Genomic DNA, 18,120 nt, shown 5'->3' on the forward strand with positions numbered 1-18,120 from the left:
GTGAACCCCGACGCGATCATCGGCTCCGGAGCCCTCTGGCTCGCGATTCCGGTCGCGATGCTCGCGGGACTCGTCTCGTTCCTGTCCCCGTGCGTCCTCCCGCTGGTCCCCGGTTACCTCGGGTTCCTGGGCGGTGCGGTCGCGCCCCGGTCTTCCACGGTCGCCGGTGCGGGGGCACAGACGACGACTCAGGCGACGGCGACCCGCGGTCGTCTCGTGATGGGCGTGCTGCTGTTTATCCTCGGCTTCACGATCGTCTTCATCGCCTACACGGTGCTCGGTGGAACGGTCGGTGTCTTCCTCCTGCAGTGGGGTGACCTGATCACCCGCATCCTGGGCGTGGTCATCATCGGGATGGGATTGGTGTTCCTGGGCCTGTTCGGGTTCGCGCAGAAGGAGTTCCGCTTCCACGTCGACTCGCGGGCCGGCATCGTCGGAGCCCCGCTGCTCGGTATCGCCCTCGGCATCGGCTGGGCACCGTGCATGGGGCCGACGCTCGCCGCCATCATCGCCCTCTCCTTCAATGCCGGAGATCCGGTGCGTGCGGGCTTCCTGGGCCTCGCCTACTCGCTCGGACTCGGCATCCCGTTCCTCCTCGTCGCGCTCGGGTTCGGGTGGGCGACGAAGGCAGTCGGCTTCCTCCGTCGTCACATCCGCACGGTGAACGTCATCGGCGGAGTGATGCTGATCGTCCTCGGCGTCCTGATGGCCACGGGCCTGTGGACCGAGATCATGTCCCGGCTGATGGCGGTGATCGGCAGTGTCATCCTCCCGCTCTGATCGCGCCGCGAAATCCACCAGCCCCGAGAAGAACCCCCGCACAGAGAACACCATGACCGAGAACAAGGGTGCCGTGAACAGCGACTCCAGCGACCCGCTCCGCCCGTCCGACCACGTCGACGGCGACGACACGATCACCCAGCCGCGGCTCGGGTTCGTGGGTTGGCTGCGGTGGGGGTGGCGACAGCTGACCTCGATGCGCACGGCTCTCATCCTGCTGCTCGTGCTCGCGATCGCGGCGATCCCCGGTTCGATCTTCCCGCAGCGGATGGCCGACCCGAACGGCGTCACGCAGTGGGAGCGCGAGAACCCCGACCTGTTCCCGGTGCTCGACGGACTCAAGATGTTCGACGTGTACCTGTCGCCGTGGTTCTCGGCGATCTACCTGCTGCTGTTCGCTTCGCTCGTCGGCTGTGTGATCCCGCGCATCAAGCACCATGCGAAGGCGCTGCGCGCACGTCCGCCGCGCACTCCGGCACGGCTGCAGCGCCTCGAGGACTATCGTGCGGTGACGCGAGACCCCTCTGCGGACTCCGGGACGAAGACCGGTGATGCCGACGCCGAGGCCGCCGCATCGATAGATGTCGCGACGAAACAGCTCAAGGCACTCGGCTACCGGGTCGAACGCTACGACCGGGGCCGCACGTTCTCGGTCTCCGCGGAGCGCGGATACTGGCGCGAGACCGGCAACCTCCTGTTCCACCTCGCGCTCGTGGGCGTGCTCGTCACGGTCGGCATCGGCGGCGGGTTCTCGTACACAGGTCAGCGCGTGCTCGTCGAGGGCGAGACTTTCGCGAACACGCTCCTCGACTACGACTCGATGAACCGCGGTCGGTTCGTGGGCGACGATGCGTTCGCTCCGTACTCGATGCGCCTCGACTCGTTCGACGTGACGTATCAGCCGTTCGGCGAGCCGGGTTCCGGGCAGGCGGGCGACTTCTCGGCGAACGTGACCGTGCAGGAGAACGGTGAGGAGCGCACCGGCGCGGTCAAGGTGAACGAGCCGCTCGCGGTCGCCGACGACGACGTGTTCCTGCTCGGCAACGGCTACGCGCCGACCGTGACCGTGCGTGATCCCGAGGGCAAGGTCGTCTTCACGGGCAGCACGCCCTTCCTCCCGCAGGACACCAGCATGACCTCCCTCGGAGTTCTCAAGGTGCCGGACGGACTCGCCGAGCAGGTCGGCCTGGTCGGGTTCTTCTATCCGACGACGGGCGTGCTCGACACCGGTGCGTTCTTCTCCGCGTACGGCGACCTCACCAACCCGACGCTGACGCTCGATGTGTACACCGGCGACTTGGGCATCAACGAGGGCGTGCCGCGCTCGGTCTACGTGCTCGACACCACAGGGATGACCAAGCTCACCGGCCGCACCACGGATGTCGAGTCGATCGAACTCACCCCCGGACAGACCGCGCAGCTGCCGAACGGCCTCGGTTCGGTCACCTTCGAGGACGACTCTCCCGCGGGTGCGACGGACGCCTCGCAGTCGGTGAAGCGCTTCGCCTCGCTGCAGATCCACCGTGACGAGTCCGGCGTCTGGGTCCTCGGCTTCGCGCTGCTCGCCCTCGGCGGTCTCATGATCGCCCTGTTCGTGCCCCGTCGACGCGTCTGGGTCAAGGCCACCGCACGCGACGGCGAGATCGCTCTGGAGTACGCCGCACTCGCCCGTGGCGAGGACCCGACTCTCGCTGCCGCCGTGGACGACCTCGTCGCAGGGCACACCCGACTGCTCGACGCGGCCGGAGGAACCACGGCGCGCTCCCCGATCGATGACACCGCGGACGAGTCCGCCGAGCCGGAGACCCCGGCGCCCGAAACCCGGAAAGTAGACTGACACCATGCTCGAGCTCAACGTGATCTCGCCGGTCCTGCTCTGGACGGCGATCGCGATCTACGCGGCGGCCTTCGTGGCCTACGCCTTCGATCTCGCGCGGCGCTCGCAGGCGACGGCCGACGCGCTCACCGTCCGCGAGCAGGTGCTCGTCGGAGCCTCTGGGGCGAGCGTCCCGGCATCCGGCGAGGCCTCCGGTGCGGTCGCCGCCCCGCAGCGATTCGTGATGGCGCGGATCGGCACCTCGCTGACGGTGCTCGGATTCCTCTTCCAGCTCGCCGCCACCGTCACCCGCGGCATCGCGGCGGGGCGCGTGCCGTGGGCGAACCTGTACGAATTCGCGATGATGGGCACGTTGCTCATCATCGCGGTGTACCTCGTGGTGCTCACCCGCATCGACCTGCGGTTCCTCGGCACTTTCATCACAGGCCTCGTCGTCGTGCTGCTCGGCCTGGGAGCGACGAACTTCTACGTCGATGTCTCTCCGTTGATGGACCCGCTGAAGAGCGTGTGGCTCGTCATCCACGTGTTCGTGGCCTCCCTCGCGACGGCCTTCTTCGCCCTCGCGTTCGCGCTCTCGGTGATCCAGCTCATGCAGTCGCGTCGCGAGAGGCTCGTCGGCGAAGGCGCCACGAAGACCGGTCCCGGCTTCCTCCGGACCTTCCCCAACGCGGTACGCCTGGAGAGCCTGGCGTACATGTTCACGATCATCGGCTTCATCCTCTGGACGTTCACCCTCATCGCCGGTTCGATCTGGGCGTACTACGCCTGGAGCCGTTTCTGGGGCTTCGACGTGAAGGAAACCTGGACCTTCGTGATCTGGGTCCTCTACGCCGGCTACATCCATGCCCGTGCGACCCGCGGCTGGCGAGGCAATCCGTCGGCGTGGCTGGCGATCGTGGGCTTCTCCGCCGTGATCTTCAACTTCACGATCGTGAACGTGTTCTTCAAGGGCCTGCACGCGTACTCCGGTCTGAGCTGACCCGACTCTCGTAACGACACCGAGACCCGTCCGCGGCAGCATCCGCGCGGACGGGTCTCGTGCGTCCGGAGTATTTGCCCTCCGGTGCGCCGATGCGCAGTTGTATGCTCATCGCAAGGGTGCGCGCCCACGGCAGGAGTCACACATGCCCGTCCTCGTCGGAATCGTTGAAGATCATCCCGCGATGCTGTTCGGGATCGTGACCATCCTCAACCGCAGCGGCGGCATCCGGGTCGCAGCCAGCGGTGCGACCGCGAACGAGGTCGCGCGCCATGCACGGAGACTCGATGTGGTCCTGCTCGACCTCGCCCTCTCCGACGGTTCGACTCCGGCGGAGAACATCCGGAAGCTCCAGTGCCTCGCGGCGAGCATCCTCGCGTACACCTCGGGGGACGAGTCGCAACGGCTCCGCGAGGCGGTGCGCGCGGGTGCCTCGGGGATGATCGCGAAGTCGGACTCGCTCGAGGCCATCACCGCGTCGGTGCGACGCGCTGCTCAGGGGCAGGTCGTGGCGACGACCGAATGGGCGGCCGCGCTCGATGCGGACCGCCGGTTCGTCGCTGCGCATCTCAGCCCCCGCGAGTCCGAGGTGCTGTCGCTGTACGCGTCCGGCCAGACCGCCGAGCGGGTCGCCCAGACCCTGTTCCTGTCGCGGGAGACCGTGCTCGATCACATCCGTCGGATCCGAGCGAAGTACACCGCGGTCGATCGGGCGGCGCCGACGAAGGTCGACCTGTTCCGGCGCGCGGTGGAGGACGGACTGGTCCTGCAGCCCAGCTGATCCTGCGTGAGGCGGTCAGACCGCGAACGGCCAGATCAGCGGGACGTAGAAGACAGCGACGGCGAAGAACAGGATCATGAGGGGCCAGCCGAAGCGCGCGTAGTCCCCGAAGCGGTAGCCGCCGGGTTCCATCACCATCAGGTTCGCCGGCGTCGCGACCGGGGTGAGGAACGAGGCCGCACCCGCGATCGTGAGGGCCATCAGGAACGGCAGCACCGACGCCTCCATCGCGGCGGCGAGAGCGACCGCCACCGGGGCCACGATGAGCACGGTCGCGGTGTTGCTGATGAGCTGTCCGAGCACCAGCGTGATGAGCACGATCACGGCGACGGCGGCGTGCGGGCCGGCCGTGCCCAGGAACGAGCGCAGGCCGTCGGCGATGAGCTGCGCGGCACCGGTCTCCTGGAACGCGGTCGAGAGCGGGATCATGCCGGCGACCAGGATGACCGTCGTCCAGGAGATCGCCCGGTACGCCCGGGTGATCGACACCACCCTCGTCAGGATCAGGGCACCGGCTGCGAGGAGCCCCGCAATCGCGGCGGGCACGATGCCGGTCGCGAGCAGGACGATCATCGCGAGCAGGATCACGGCCGTACGCTTGGCACCGACTCCGAGCGGGACCGAGCGGCGCAGGGTGAGCGGCGCATCGACGACCAGTACCTCGTCGCGCTTCGAGGTGTGTCGGTGCAGGTCGTCCCAGGACCCGTCGAGGAGCAGCGCATCTCCCGCCTGCAGGTCGGTGCCCGACTCGTCGAGTGCCTCCTGCCCTCGGCGCACTCCGAGCACGACGAGATCGCCTGACGGCGTGCACATGCCGGGGAAGACATGCAGGCCGATCAACGAGGATCGCGGCGGCACCACGACCTCGGCGACCCCTCGCGACGCCGACACCAAGGCCCGGTCGTGGGAGATCGCGTAGTCGGATCGCAGCGTCGACGCGAGGCGTTCGAGGTCGATCGGCGCCGAGGCCGGGGTGCGCTCGGGCAGCAGCCGGTTGCCGAGCAGCAGGATGATGGCCAGCGTCCCCACCAGAAGCGGAAGCCCGGCGAGGGCGAACTCGAAGAACCCGAACGGGCGGGCACCGCTGTCGGCGGCGACCTCGGACACGATGATGTTGACCGGTGTACCGGTGAGAGCGAGCATCGAGCCGGCGTGCGCGGAGAACGCGAGCGGCATCAGCATCTGAGACGGGCGGATCCCGGCGCGCGCCGCGACGACCACGACGAGGGGCAGGAGCGCGGCCACCGACCCGTTCACGCTGATGACCGCGGTCATCGCGGCGGCCAGCAGCCCGATCGTGAGGAGCAGGCGCGCGCGGCCGGTTCCGGAGCGGGCCACGACCTCCTGTCCGGCCCAGGCGATGATGCCCGTCGACTCCAGAGCCTCGCTCACCACGAACAGGGAGGCGATGAAGAGCACGGTCGGATCACCGAACCCGGCAAGGGCGGAGGTCAGATCGAGCACCCCGGTCAGGTAGAGGGCGACCGAGACCCCGACGGCCACGACGCCGAGCGGGATGCGATTCGAGACGAACGCGATCACTGCGCAGAGCAGGATGACGAACGTCGCGATGATCGGGTCCACGGCCCCACGATAGGGCGACGCTCGCATCGCGGCGACCCCCCTAGTTCTAGGGGGTGGTCTTGTGGGAGCTTCTCGCTCGACAGGATCATGGGGGCTATGGCTACGGAGAAGTCGTCGAGCACCCCCGATGCCGGGGACAAAGGGTTCCTGAACTGGATCGAGAAGGTCGGCAACAAGGTGCCGGATCCGACGATCATGTTCGTCTACCTGATCGGCCTCATCGCCGTGCTCTCCGCGATCCTCGCGTGGATCGGGGTGTCGGTCACCGACGATGTCGTGATCCCCGTTCCGAAAGAAGAGTTCTCCCAGGTCAACGAGCAGTTCGGTGGCAACTGGCAGATCTATGACACCACCACCGGGATGCCCGCCGAGATTCCCGACTACACGATCGAGGAGCGCACCTTCGAGGTGCGCAACCTGCTCTCGATCGACGGGATCCGCTTCTTCTTCTCCTCCTTCGTCGACAACTTCGCGGGCTTCGGTGTGGTCGCCGTCGTGCTCATCGCGATGGCGGGCGTCGGTGTGGCAGAGCACGCGGGGTTGATGGGCGCGATGATCCGTCGCGTCGTGAAAGTGGCCCCACGCCGTTGGCTCGCGTTCATCCTGATCTTCGTCGGTGTGCTGTCGTCGGTGGCGACGGATGCCGGCTACCTGATCCTCGTGCCGCTCGCCGCCGCAGCCTTCCTCACCGTCGGGCGGCATCCGCTGGCCGGTCTCGCCGGGGCATTCGCCGGTGTCGGCGCGGCCTTCGGGGCGAATCTCCTGATCACGCCCAGCGACAGCATGCTCACCGAGATCACCAATGAGGTGCTCGTGAGCGCCGGGATGCAGCCGATCGAGGTGACGCAGAACTTCTACTTCGGGATCGTGTCGACCTTCCTGCTCGCCACGGTGGCGCTCCTGGTGACGGTGTTCGTCACCGAGAAACGTCTGGGCTCCTACGACCGCAGAGACATGACGATCGCGGATGAGGCCGAAGGCGTCGACCACGATGCCGAGGCCCGCGGGCTGAAGTTCTCGTTCTGGGCGCTGCAGGGGTTCGTCGCCCTGGTCCTCGCGCTGACCCTGCCACCCGGCGCACCGTTGCGCGACCCGGAGACCGGCGCGATCATCGGCACGACGCCCTTCATGGCCAGCCTGGTGTTCCTCATCTCCCTCGCCTTCCTGGTGTGCGGCGTCGCCTACGGCGCGGGGGCGAGGACGCTGCGAGGCGGAACGGCCACCGTCCGTGCGATCGCCAAGACGTTCGCGAGTCTGGGCGGTCTGCTGGTGATGTTCCTGATGATCGCCCAGTTCATCGCGCTGTTCAACTGGACCAATCTCCCGACCGTCGCCGCGGTCTCGGCCGCCGAGCTGCTCGAGCAGGCGAGTGTCCCCGCCATCGTCCTGCTGCTCGCGTTCATCGTCGTGATCGTGATCCTGGACTTCATCCTCCCGGGACTCGTGCCCAAGTGGGTGATCTTCGCGCCGGTGTTCATCCCGATCTTCGCGTCGCTCGACGTGGCACCGCAGACGCTCCTCGCCGCCTACCGGGTGGGGGACTCGCCCGTGAACGTGCTCACGCCGCTGATGGTCTACCTGCCGTTCATGGTCACCGTGGCGCAGCGTTACAAGAAGGAGGCGGGTATCGGCACGATCATCGCCCTGATGATCCCGTATGCGGTGTGGATGCTGCTCTCCTGGACGGCGCTGTACGTGGTCTGGTTCCTCCTCGGCATCCCCTGGGGCCCGGGCTCACCGGTCGACATCGCCGGCTGACCGACATCGCCGGCGGACGACGTATCCGAACAACCGCACAGAAAGAGCAGACCCCATGGACCGCAGACCCAACAAGTTGATCCCCGCCGATCTGAAGACCACGCCCGGGCTGGATGCCGTGGACGCCGTGGATCTCCGGGTCGGTGAGCTCGCCTCCGACGTCGAGGCGATCGGAGTCGGGGTGTACACCGACGGGGACGTTCCGGGTGAGCTCGGGTTCGACCGCGCCGGCCTGGAGGATGCGGGGTTCACTGCTGAGCCGGGGACCTCGCTGGTGCTGCCGCGTGCGGGTCAGCCTGATCTCGTCGCCGTCGGTCTGGGCGATCGGGCGGATGTCGGGCCGCGTGGCCTTCGCGATGCAGCGGCTGCTCTCGCCCGCGCCGTCCCCCGTCGGGCGACCCTGGGGCTGCGGATCGGCGACCTCGCGGGGGTGGAGGCAGGCGAGGCTGTGCGAGCGCTCGCCGAAGGGGCACTCCTCGCGCGCTACCGGTACACGGTGCTGAACGCGTCGTCGAAGCACGTCCCGCTCGCCGCGTTCACCGTGGATGTGCCGGGCGCGGACGGCCGGCCACTTGAGGTCGCACGCACGGCTGCCCGTGCCGGTGTCGTCGCCCGCGATCTGGCGAACACCCCTCCCGGTCACCTGACGGCGGTGAACATGGGCGAGATCGCGGTGGAACTCGGAGCGCGTTTCGGATTCGAGGTCGAGCTGTTCGACAAGCAGGCGCTCATCGATCTCGGCTGCGGGGGTCTGCTCGGCGTCAATCAGGGATCCGTGGAGGAGCCGCGCATGATCAAGCTCGTCTACACGCCCGAAGGTGGCGGCTCCGGCCACCTCGGTCTGGTGGGCAAGGGCATCATGTACGACTCGGGTGGCATCAGCCTCAAACCCAGCGACCCGATGCATCTGCTCATGAAGATGGACATGGGCGGTGCTGCGGCCGTGCTCGGTGCCTTCGTCGGAATGCGCGACGCCGGAGTCTCGACCAAGGTCTCGGGCTGGCTGATGTGCACCGACAACATGCCGTCCGGTACCGCGTACAAACTCGGTGACGTGCTCACGGCGCGCGGCGGCACCACGATCGAGGTGAAGAACACCGATGCCGAAGGGCGTCTCGTGATGAGCGATGCCCTCGTGCTCGCGACCGAGGACGGGGTGGACGCGATCGTCGACATCGCCACACTCACCGGTGCCGCATTGGTCTCCCTCGGCTCCGCGACCGCGCCGGTCTTCGGCAACGACCAGACGATGGTCGACCGGGTGCGTGAGGCCGCGGCGCTCGCCGACGAGCCCGTGTGGCAGCTGCCGCTCGAGCAGAAGTATCGCAAGCAACTCGACTCCGACATCGCCGACATCGCGAACCTCGGTGGCCCCTTCGCCGGAGCCACGACGGCGGCGCTGTTCTTGCAGCACTTCGTGGGCGAGACGCCGTGGGCGCACATCGACATCGCCGGGACGATGCAGACCGAGAAGGACGACTCCTGGCGCACCGCGGGTGCCACCGGTTTCGGTGCGCGACTGCTGTTGGAGGCGGCCCGGAGCTTCACGCCGACCTCGTGAGCCTCAGCCGCCGAGGGGGATCACCTCGGCGTGCTCGGCGCCGTCCTGGTACCAGACCAGTTCGGCTTCGCGCACGACTTCGGCAGGCTGTGGCGTGAGGGAGCGGGCCTCCTCCTGGACGACGCGGTCCCACGTGGCGGGGTCGAGCGTCTTGCCGTAGAGCACGGACAGATGGAACGTCCACTCCTCGAGGGCGAGTTCTCCGATGCGACGAAGATCCGTGCGATCCAGCGCATCGGTCAGCGACGAGTATGCGGAGACGAGTGACGTCGTGCGTGCGAGACGGACGACCAGGATCTGCCAGGGCGTGGGGAACTCGTCGACGGCTTCGCCGATGATCTCGATGGGCGACTGCTGCGTGGCCCACGCGCGGACCAGCTCGCCGAGTTCCTCTCGCCGCTCCGGTTCGAAGAAGCCTCGGAGGGTGACGTGCTCCGTGTGCGGGTGTCGCAGCGGCATGCCCAGATGCGCGAGCGCGGTGCTCTGGATCTCCCGGTAGGTCGCTGCGACGTCCGCGGTCGGCCGGAGTACGAGGTACTGCTGACCGTTCAGGCTCTCCAGTTGGTCGGGGGTGCTCATGAACGGTCGGCGCATGCGGAGAGCCTAGGTCTCGTCGAGGGGATGCGAAAACCGAGGCCGAAACACTCCGGCCCGGCGCGTCATGAGTCGACGCGCCGGGCCGGGAGCGGATGGTCTCCGTTTTCGCAGGGTGCTCAGGCCGCGGCGACGACCGCCCGCGCCGAAGTGGTCCGTCGGAGGGCGACGGCGAGGGTCGTGGCCACGAGCGACAGCACGCCCCACACGACCAGGGCTGCGACCGCGGAGCCGCTCGCGGTGATCAGTCCTGCGAAGGCCGGAGCGGTGGGCAGGACCGCGCCGAGTCCGGCCAGCCAGTCGGGCACGGTGGAGATCAGACCCGTGGCGACCGCGAGCACACCGACGAGCGCGGAGATCCAGCGCCCCACGCCACCGAACAGTGCGACGAGCGCCTGGTTCACGGCGGCGAACACCACGCCGGCGAGCACGGCGGTGCCGGCGAAGGCCCACCAGGCGGGGGCGTCGTAGCTCGCGACGATCTGCACGATCAACGACACCAGCAGGCCCTGCCCTGCCCCGATCAGCGCAGCGGGCGCGAAGGCGCGCAGCGTGAGCGTGGCAGACGAGCGTCGTGAGGTGAGGGTGCGAGCGGTGTGGGCGCGCATGACGAGGAAGGTCGCGAGTCCGCCGAACCACAGCACGACCGCGGCGAGCAGCGGGATCGCGGTCGGGCCGAAGATCGTGTCCATCGACGAGTTCGACGACACCGGATCGGCGATCACCGAGGCGAGGGACTTCGACTCCGAGTCGCTGAAGGAGGGGAGCGAGTCGGAGGCCGTGCGCAGCCCGCCCGCGAGGTCACCCGTTCCGGTGGCCAGCGTGTCGAGCCCGGTCGAGAGCTCGGTGGCACCGTCGGCGAGGGCGGTGGCGCCGGTCGACAGCTGGGTGGCTCCGGAGGCGATGCCCCGCGCGCCCGTGGCGGACGCGCTGATGCCCTGATCCGCGAGCTGGGTGAGCCCGGACGACAGCTGCGTGACACCGGCGCCGGCTTGGGACATCTGCCCGGCGAGGGTCGAGAACGTCCCCGGAAGGGCCGCGACTCCGGCGGCGACCTTCTTGCTGTTCAGGATGCCGGAGGCCGTGCCAGCGTCCGTCGCCACGGTTCCTGCCTCCGCGGCCAGGTCGGAGAGCTGCTGGCATTCCGCCTGGTCCGAGACCGGGGGCGTGCAGGCCGCGGCTGCTGCGGCCCCGAGCTTCTGAGCGAGGTCGGCCGATCCGCTCGCGGCAGCTTGCGCCGACGAGGACGCGCTCTGAATCGCGTCGACCAGTTGCTTCGAGTCCTCGGCTCCGGACTGGAGCTGAGATGCCCCGGCTGTCAGCCCCGACCCGATCTGGGCAGCACCCGCGGCGGCATCCCGCGTGTTGCCCGCGATCGTGTCGAGTCCCGTGGCGAGGGATGACGCCCCCGTACTGAGTTCCCCCGCACCGGAAGCGAGCTGGGTGGCGCCGTCGGGGATCGCGGCGGCTCCGGTCGCGGCATCCCGCGCTCCGTTCGCGAGCTTCAACGCACCATCCGCAGCCTCGCCGATCTGGTCGCCGATCGTGGTGAAGCCGACCAGGATGTTCTCGGTCGTGGCCTCGGAGAGCATGGTGCCCATGGTCGAGGCGGCGACGTCGGCGATCTGGCCCGTGATGAGGTCATCGGCGACGAGGCCGTCGTCGGGTGTGGTCACGGTGATCGTGGCCTGCTCGGCCTTCCCGCCGCCGTCCGAGATCGCGGTGCCCGCGGAGGTGGCGGCTGCGGAGAACTCCTCCGGGATCGTGATGACGGCCTGGTAGGTGCCGTCGGCGAGTCCGTCGGTGGCGTCGTCCTGGTTGGAGATGACCCAGGTGAGGTTCGAGTCCAGGTCGTCCGATCCTTCGACCAGGCCCGAGGCGAGCTGGCGTCCGAGCGGGGTCACCTGCCCGTCGATGGTCACCGGATCGTCGAGGTTGACGATCGCCGCGGTCATCGAGTCCAGACGCTCGGTCGGGTTCTGCAGGGCCGCGACCAGGATGCCGCCGACCGCGGCAGGTAGCAACAGCACTCCGAGAATCGTGAGCCACGTGATGGGTTTGCGGGAGCGGGCGCGCTCGATGGGGAGGGTCATGCGGTCACCTCGGTGGCTTTCGTCGTGTCGTCTTCAGGTCGAGGCCCCCGTTCGTCGTCGGCACCCCCGTCTGGATGCGGTGACTCGAGGGGGTGTCGACGCTCGGCGGGGGTGTCGACGGAGAGGAGGCCGGGGGTGGGGCGGCCCGCGGCGGCGAGGAGGTCGCGCGCGACCTCGGGCGCGGTGGTCGTGAGGATCACGGCGGTCGCAGCATCCGCATCCCGGAGCCGGGCGGCGATCTGATCGCGAGCGGCGAGCGGCAGCCTCTCGACGCCGTCGATCACGACCACCGCGGGTCGATCCCGCAGCGCCTCGGAGAGCTCGGATGCCGGGACCCCGGCGTCCGTCGCGATCAAGGCGCCGACGTGTGCGCGCACCCAGGCGGCGCGTCCTGGCAGTAGATGCCCCGCCACCCGGAGGCGGCCCGCGTCAGGCGTCACCCGTCCGGCGATCGTCAGAGCCAGCGCACGCAACGCGGCACCGGAGCTCCCGGTCAGCAGCAGCGCTCCGCCCGGACGGACCCGGAGGTGCAGTCCGTCGATCCCGGCCTCCGTCAGCACGAGGTCGTCGGCGGAGACGATCGAACCGTCTCCCGGCCAGGCAGCGAGGTGCCGCTCGCGTTCCACCGCCTCGCCCTCGACGTCGACGCGGGGGAGGATCTTCTCCAGCCAGGCCGGGAGCTCCCAGGCGCGCTCGCCGAGGATCGCCATCAGCGCGGGGATCAAGGTCATGCGCACCAGGAAGGCGTCGATCGCGATGCCGGCTGCGAGGCCCAGGGCGATGGGTTTCAGTGACGAGTCGCCCTCGGGGACGAACGCCACGAAGACGGCGAACATGATGAGGCCGGCTGCCGTGACCACCTTCGCCGACCCGGTGAACCCGCTGCGAACGGTGCGCAATGCGGCGGCGCGCCGCGTCGCCCGGTCGGGGCTCTTGGAGTCCGGGTCGTGCACGAAGTCCTCCCGCATGCGCGAGACGAGGAAGACCTGGTAGTCCATCGCGAGTCCGAACAGCACGCCCATCAGGATGATCGGCATGAAGCTGATGATGGGCCCGACCCGGGCGACGTGCAGGAGGTCGGCGAACCAGCCCCATTCGAACACGGCCCCGACGACGCCGAACGCCGCCACGATCGAGAGCAGGTATCCGGCGGCCGCGGTGATCGGCACCCACAGCGAGCGGAACACGATGGTCAGCAGGATGAGGGAGAGGCCGATCACGAAGATGCCGAACGGCAACAGGGCATTGCCGAGCTGATCGGAGATGTCGATGCCGACGGCGGTGAAGCCGGTGACCTTGAGGTCGATGCCGAATTCGTCGAGCCACTCGTCGTGATGGCTGCGCAGTTCGCGGACGAGGTCGGCGGTCGCCGGGTCGTCCGGGGCCGTCTCCGGGATGATCTGGACGATGCCGGTGTCAGCGGTCTCGTTCGGCGTCGCGAGGGCGACTTCCTTGACGCCGGGCACCTTCGCGACGGCATCCCCGAGGTCTTCCATCAAGGTGAGCGGGTCGGTGGACGTGACGATCGTGCCGGTGAGGATCAGCGGGCCGTTGAACCCGGGTCCGAATTCTTCAGCGACGAGGTCGTAGTTCTGACGCGCTTCCGAGTCCTTCGGCAGCACCCCGGCGTTCGGGAGGGCGAGGTTCAGGCTGAGGGCGGGGATGGCCACGATGCCGAGGCCGATCACCACGGCGAGGGAGACGAGGAGGGGGCGCTTGGTGACACCGTTCACCCAGCGGGCACTGCCCTTGGCGCGGGCGGGAGCCGCGGGCGCGCTGTCGGGGTCGTCGCTCGCGTCCGTCTTCTTGGGCTTCGGTGCGCGCTTCGGCCGACCCACCACTCTGCCCTTCATGAATCCGAGGAGCGCGGGGGTGAGGGTGACCGCGATCGCGACCGCGACTGCGACGGCGACCGAGGCGGCGATGCCCATGGTCGTCAGGAACGGGATGCCGGCGAAGCCGAGTCCGATCAGGGCGATGAGCACGGTGACGCCCGCGAACACCACGGCGGAGCCAGCCGTCCCGACGGCGCGCGACGCGGACTCCTCCGGATCGACGCCCTCGCGCACCTGATCCTGATGTCGCGCCATGATGAACAGCGCGTAGTCGATGCCGACCGCGAGCCCGAGCATGAGCGCCAGCAGCGGTGTGGTGGAGGAGACCGTGGCGAAGGCCGTCGCCGTGAAGATGCCTGCCATCGAGATGCCGACGCCGAGGATCGCCGTGAGGAGGGGAAGACCGGCGACGACGAATGAGCGGAAGGTGACGATCAGGACCAGCAGCGCGATGAGCAGACCGACCGCCTCGGTGAGCGTGACGCCCGGGATCGAGATCGCGAAGAGGTCGCCACCGAGGGAGGTCTGTGCGCCGTCCGGGAGTTCCGAGTCCAGGTCGCTCACGACCGTGCGCAGCGCCTCTTTCGTGTCGTCCGAGACATCCGTGGACTCACCGTCGAACTGCACACGGGCGATCGCCGCGGTGTCGTCGTCATTGATCATCCCGCTGACCATCTCGTCGTACGGCGAGGTGGCCGCGAGGACACCGTCGAGGTCCGCGAGTTCGTCGACGGCCTCTTCGATGTGGTCGCGGTAGTCGTCATCCGTGACCTGATCGCCGTCGGCGGCCACCACGATGAACTGCGCGTTCGTGCCGCTCACCTGGGGGAAGGACCGGGAGAGCTGCTCCAGACCTGCCTGGGACTCGGTTCCGGGGATGGAGAAGGTGTTGTCCGTGCCTGCGCCGAGCACGAGGGCACCGGCACCGGCGATGCCGAGCGCGAGGAGCCAGGACACGAGGACTCGCCACGGGTGACGGAACGACCAACGTCCGAGTGAGGACAGGAGTGTGGACACGCGTTCCTCCGAAGGGTGCGGGGTGGATACACAGGTGTATCCGATACATAGATGTATCGTAAGGTGACCCGCACGGGTGAGTCTGTGTGCGGGGTGTGAATCGTGCGAGAGTGAAGGGTCAGGAGGTTTCGATGTCGACACCCGCAACCCGTAGTCGCGAGAACACGCGTGCCCGTCTGCTGGAGGCGGCGGCGCAGGTCTTCGCCGAAGTCGGACTCGACGGTGCCTCCGTCGAGGCGGTCTGCGAGCGTGCAGGGTTCACTCGCGGCGCGTTCTACTCGAACTTCGAATCCAAGGACGAACTCTTCCTGATGCTGGCGGCCAGCGTCTCCGAGGTGCGTGTGAGCGCGGTGCGTGCGCGCGTGGAGCAGCTGACCGCGGACGGCGCGCTCGCCGAGGGCTGCGACCCCATCGAGCTCGTCCAGCAGATCATGGAGCTCGGAGGCGATGACCGCCTCGGCGTGATGCTGATGAGCGAGATCCGTATCCGTGCACTGCGTGACCCGGAGTTCGGCGCGGCCTATCTCGTTCAGGAGAGCGAGATGGTCGGGAGCATCGCGCAGATCATCGAGGACATCGTATCGGCGGGGCCGTTGCAGTTGCGTCTGCCTGCGGAGACGGCGGCGCGGATGCTCATGATCCTCTGGGAGGGACTGACCGTGCGCGGTGCGATGGCAGGGCTCGACGACGCGCAGCTGCGGCATTCGGGCAGCGAGCAGCTCGGGCGGCTCGTGCAGCTGTTCATCGAGTTGTAGGGGTCCCGGTCCGCTCGTTCAATCCTCGGCCGACACGCCAGATGCCGGACCGTACCCGCGGAAGTGCCCGAGATCTGGCGTGTCGGCGGTGCGCGCGGTCAGTGCGCGGCGGCGGACAGCTCGTAGTGGCAGCGGGCGAGGCGGGCGAGCCACCATTCGCGGCGTTCGTCCGAGGCGGCGAGGCGGCTGAGTGCTTCGGCGTCCGGGGACACGCGTCCGACGGGGATCGAGCCATCGACCGGACGCAGGTCGGCCACGTCGTCGAGGAACAGCGACGCCGTGCCGAGCCCGCAGTCGTAGTCCAGCGTCGGAAGGGCAGCGGCGAGCGCGGCTCCCTGGGACAGGCCGATCGCGGTGTCCAGCGCGCTCGAGACCACGACCGGGAGTCCAGCAGCCGTGACGATCTGCAGGGCGTGCGTGATGCCACCCAGTGGCTGGGCCTTGATCACGAGGAGGTCGGCGGCACCGGCGCGGGCGACCGCGAGTGGATCGGAGGACTTCCGCACACTCTCATCGGCGGCGACCGGGATGCCCATGTACTTCACGCGCGTGCGGAGTTCCGTGAGCTCCGGAACCGTCGCGCAGGGTTGCTCGACGTATTCCAGGTCGTATTCACCGAGGGCATGAACCGCGTGCTCGGCCTCGTCGACGTTCCAGGCGCCGTTCGCGTCGACCCGGATGCGTCCCTCGGGCCCCATCGCCTCGCGCACCGCCCGGACGCGTGCCACGTCGTCGGCGAGGGTCTGCCCCGGCTCGGCGACCTTGACCTTGGCCGTGCGGCACCCCGGGAAACGCGACAGCAGCTCAGTCACGCGGCCGGCCTCGATCGCCGGGACGGTCGCGTTCACGCCGATCCGATCACGGAGCGGTTCAGGCTGGGGGCGCCAGGCGAAGTCGATCGCCGCGGCGAGCCAGGTCGAGGCCTCGACGTCGTCGTACTCGACGAACGGTGAGAACTCCGCCCAGCCTTCCGGTCCTTCGAAGAGGAGCGCTTCGCGCACATCGACGCCGCGGAAGCGACTGTGCAGGGGGAGGGCGACGACCCTGGCCGAGTCGAGCAGGTCTGCGAGCGGCGGGATCATGTGCCCATTCTGCTCCGTGGAGCATGCGGGCCGGTGTTCGTCGTCCGGGTGAGTCGTCAGGTCGGCACCGCGCTTCGATTGTCGATGTGCCATTGCCAATAGTGTGTGACACACAGTAATGTGTTCGACATGAACGAGACGCTCGATACGCACCTGCAGGAACTGAGGCGCGGCACGGTGGTGCTCGCCTGCCTGCAGCTGCTGCGTACGCCGGGGTACGGCTACTCGCTTCTCGAGCAACTCGAGCGCCGCGGCTTCGCGACGGACGCCAACACGCTGTATCCGCTGCTTCGCCGTCTGGAGAAGCAGGAATACCTCACGAGCGAGTGGAACACCGAGGAAGCCAGGCCGCGCAAGTTCTACCGCACCTCCGAAGCAGGCATCCGCCTGGCCGACACCCTCACCGACGAATGGCGGTCACTCACGACCGCGATCACCTCTCTCACGACAGAGGAGAACTGACATGACCACGACGACCACGCTCACGGAGCGGTACATCAGTGCCACGATCCGCAGTCTCCGTCCCGACGCCCAGGACGACGTCCGTGCAGAGCTCGAGGCCTCCATCGCCGATGCGATCGAGGCGCGGGTGGACCAGGGCGACGCACCGGAGGATGCCGAGCGCGCGGTGCTCACCGAGCTCGGCGACCCCGGCGTCCTCGCCGCCGGTTATGCAGATCGCCCGCTGTACCTCATCGGTCCCCGGTTCTACCTGACCTGGTGGCGGCTGCTCAAGCTGCTGCTGATCATCGTTCCGGTCTGTGTCCTCGGCGCGGTCGCGCTCGGGCAGACCATCTCGGGCGCTCCGGTCGGCGAGATCATCTCCTCGTCGATCCTCGCCGCTGGAGGCGCGATCCTCCACATCTGCTTCTGGACCACGTTGGTGTTCGTCATTCTCGACCGGAGCGACAGCGCGACGGCGATCGAGAAGTGGGATCTCGATCAGCTCCCGGAGCCGGCCGAGAAGGGTGCGGCGGGGAGGAGCGATCTGATCGCATCGCTCGTCTTCCTCGGGGTCGCCGTCGGTGCCCTCTTCTGGGACCGTTTCCGAGGCTTCGTCATCGTGGACGGCACCGTCGTGCCGGTCGTCGACCCGCAGTTGTGGCCGTGGGGGATCAGCGTCCTGTTCCTCCTGATCGCCGCGGAGGCCGTCTTCGCCGTCGTGCTGTTCCGCACGGGAAGATGGACCACCGGCTTGGCTGTGGCGAACACGATCCTCGCTCTGTCGTTCCTTCTCTGGGTCGTCGTCCTCCTGCTCACGAATCAGCTCGTGAATCCGGATGTACTCGCGCGGATCGCCGCCGCGGGCGGCGAGGGATTCGCCGCGGGACAGGCGGTATCCGCCGAGGAGGGCGGGGTCTTCCGCATCCTCGCCGTGCTGCTGGGGTTCGGCGTCGCGATCGGTGTCGGCTGGGACATCGTCGACGGCTGGATCAAGACGGTGCGCGCACGCCGCGCCTGACA

The 18,120-nt window shown here is 68.5% G+C and carries 14 protein-coding genes; 9 read left to right on the forward strand and 5 right to left on the reverse strand.

The annotated features are described in order from the left end of the window. From LRQ07_RS03755 to LRQ07_RS03770, 4 genes are all read left to right on the forward strand, one after another. Entirely contained in the window at nt 1-780 is a 780-nt protein-coding gene (locus LRQ07_RS03755; RefSeq protein ID WP_256535869.1) for a cytochrome c biogenesis CcdA family protein, read from the forward strand. 52 nt (nt 781-832) lie between these two features. Then, complete coding sequence (locus tag LRQ07_RS03760) at nt 833-2,617, forward strand: cytochrome c biogenesis protein ResB (protein ID WP_256535870.1); 1,785 nt, start codon at nt 833-835, stop codon at nt 2,615-2,617. Nucleotides 2,618-2,621: 4 nt separating this feature from the next. Next, the gene (gene ccsB / locus LRQ07_RS03765) at nt 2,622-3,596 is read left to right on the forward strand and encodes a c-type cytochrome biogenesis protein CcsB (RefSeq protein ID WP_256535871.1); all 975 of its coding nucleotides are present in this window, start codon (nt 2,622-2,624) and stop codon (nt 3,594-3,596) included. A 145-nt stretch (nt 3,597-3,741) separates the two neighbouring features. Next, the gene (locus LRQ07_RS03770) at nt 3,742-4,377 is read left to right on the forward strand and encodes a response regulator transcription factor (RefSeq protein ID WP_256535872.1); all 636 of its coding nucleotides are present in this window, start codon (nt 3,742-3,744) and stop codon (nt 4,375-4,377) included. Nucleotides 4,378-4,392: 15 nt separating this feature from the next. Here the strand turns inward: LRQ07_RS03770 and LRQ07_RS03775 are convergent, their stop codons facing one another. Continuing rightward, nucleotides 4,393-5,961, reverse strand: a complete 1,569-nt coding sequence (locus LRQ07_RS03775; protein WP_256535873.1) for an SLC13 family permease — start codon at nt 5,959-5,961, stop codon at nt 4,393-4,395. Between the two features lie 96 nt (nt 5,962-6,057). Here LRQ07_RS03775 and LRQ07_RS03780 point away from each other — a divergent pair, with 96 nt between their 5' ends. Both LRQ07_RS03780 and LRQ07_RS03785 read left to right on the forward strand, forming a co-directional pair. After that, nucleotides 6,058-7,719, forward strand: a complete 1,662-nt coding sequence (locus LRQ07_RS03780; RefSeq protein ID WP_256535874.1) for an AbgT family transporter — start codon at nt 6,058-6,060, stop codon at nt 7,717-7,719. A 55-nt stretch (nt 7,720-7,774) separates the two neighbouring features. Beyond that, nucleotides 7,775-9,280 (forward strand): leucyl aminopeptidase family protein, encoded by a 1,506-nt coding sequence (locus tag LRQ07_RS03785; protein ID WP_256535875.1) that lies wholly within the window; start codon nt 7,775-7,777, stop codon nt 9,278-9,280. A 3-nt stretch (nt 9,281-9,283) separates the two neighbouring features. Here LRQ07_RS03785 and LRQ07_RS03790 read toward each other — a convergent pair whose 3' ends face one another. The 3 genes from LRQ07_RS03790 to LRQ07_RS03800 form a co-directional block, all read right to left on the reverse strand. Further along, the gene (locus LRQ07_RS03790) at nt 9,284-9,874 is read right to left on the reverse strand and encodes a 2'-5' RNA ligase family protein (protein ID WP_256535876.1); all 591 of its coding nucleotides are present in this window, start codon (nt 9,872-9,874) and stop codon (nt 9,284-9,286) included. Nucleotides 9,875-9,993: 119 nt separating this feature from the next. Next, nucleotides 9,994-11,967, reverse strand: a complete 1,974-nt coding sequence (locus LRQ07_RS03795) for a YhgE/Pip domain-containing protein (RefSeq protein WP_256535877.1) — start codon at nt 11,965-11,967, stop codon at nt 9,994-9,996. Further along, entirely contained in the window at nt 11,964-14,819 is a 2,856-nt protein-coding gene (locus LRQ07_RS03800; protein WP_256535878.1) for an efflux RND transporter permease subunit, read from the reverse strand. Before LRQ07_RS03800 ends, LRQ07_RS03795 begins: the two co-directional genes overlap by 4 nt. Before the next feature lie 131 nt (nt 14,820-14,950). Here LRQ07_RS03800 and LRQ07_RS03805 point away from each other — a divergent pair, with 131 nt between their 5' ends. Continuing rightward, nucleotides 14,951-15,574 (forward strand): TetR/AcrR family transcriptional regulator, encoded by a 624-nt coding sequence (locus tag LRQ07_RS03805; RefSeq protein WP_134353058.1) that lies wholly within the window; start codon nt 14,951-14,953, stop codon nt 15,572-15,574. Nucleotides 15,575-15,672: 98 nt separating this feature from the next. Here LRQ07_RS03805 and LRQ07_RS03810 read toward each other — a convergent pair whose 3' ends face one another. After that, entirely contained in the window at nt 15,673-16,656 is a 984-nt protein-coding gene (locus tag LRQ07_RS03810) for an o-succinylbenzoate synthase (protein WP_256535879.1), read from the reverse strand. 129 nt (nt 16,657-16,785) lie between these two features. Here LRQ07_RS03810 and LRQ07_RS03815 point away from each other — a divergent pair, with 129 nt between their 5' ends. Next, complete coding sequence (locus LRQ07_RS03815; protein ID WP_232762505.1) at nt 16,786-17,118, forward strand: PadR family transcriptional regulator; 333 nt, start codon at nt 16,786-16,788, stop codon at nt 17,116-17,118. A 1-nt stretch (nt 17,119) separates the two neighbouring features. Then, a complete protein-coding gene (locus LRQ07_RS03820) occupies nt 17,120-18,118 on the forward strand; it encodes a permease prefix domain 1-containing protein (protein ID WP_256535880.1) in 999 nt (332 codons plus the stop codon). Nucleotides 18,119-18,120 lie beyond the last annotated feature (2 nt).

The organism is Microbacterium sp. J1-1, from assembly GCF_024498615.1.
Taxonomy (GTDB): domain Bacteria; phylum Actinomycetota; class Actinomycetes; order Actinomycetales; family Microbacteriaceae; genus Microbacterium; species Microbacterium aurugineum.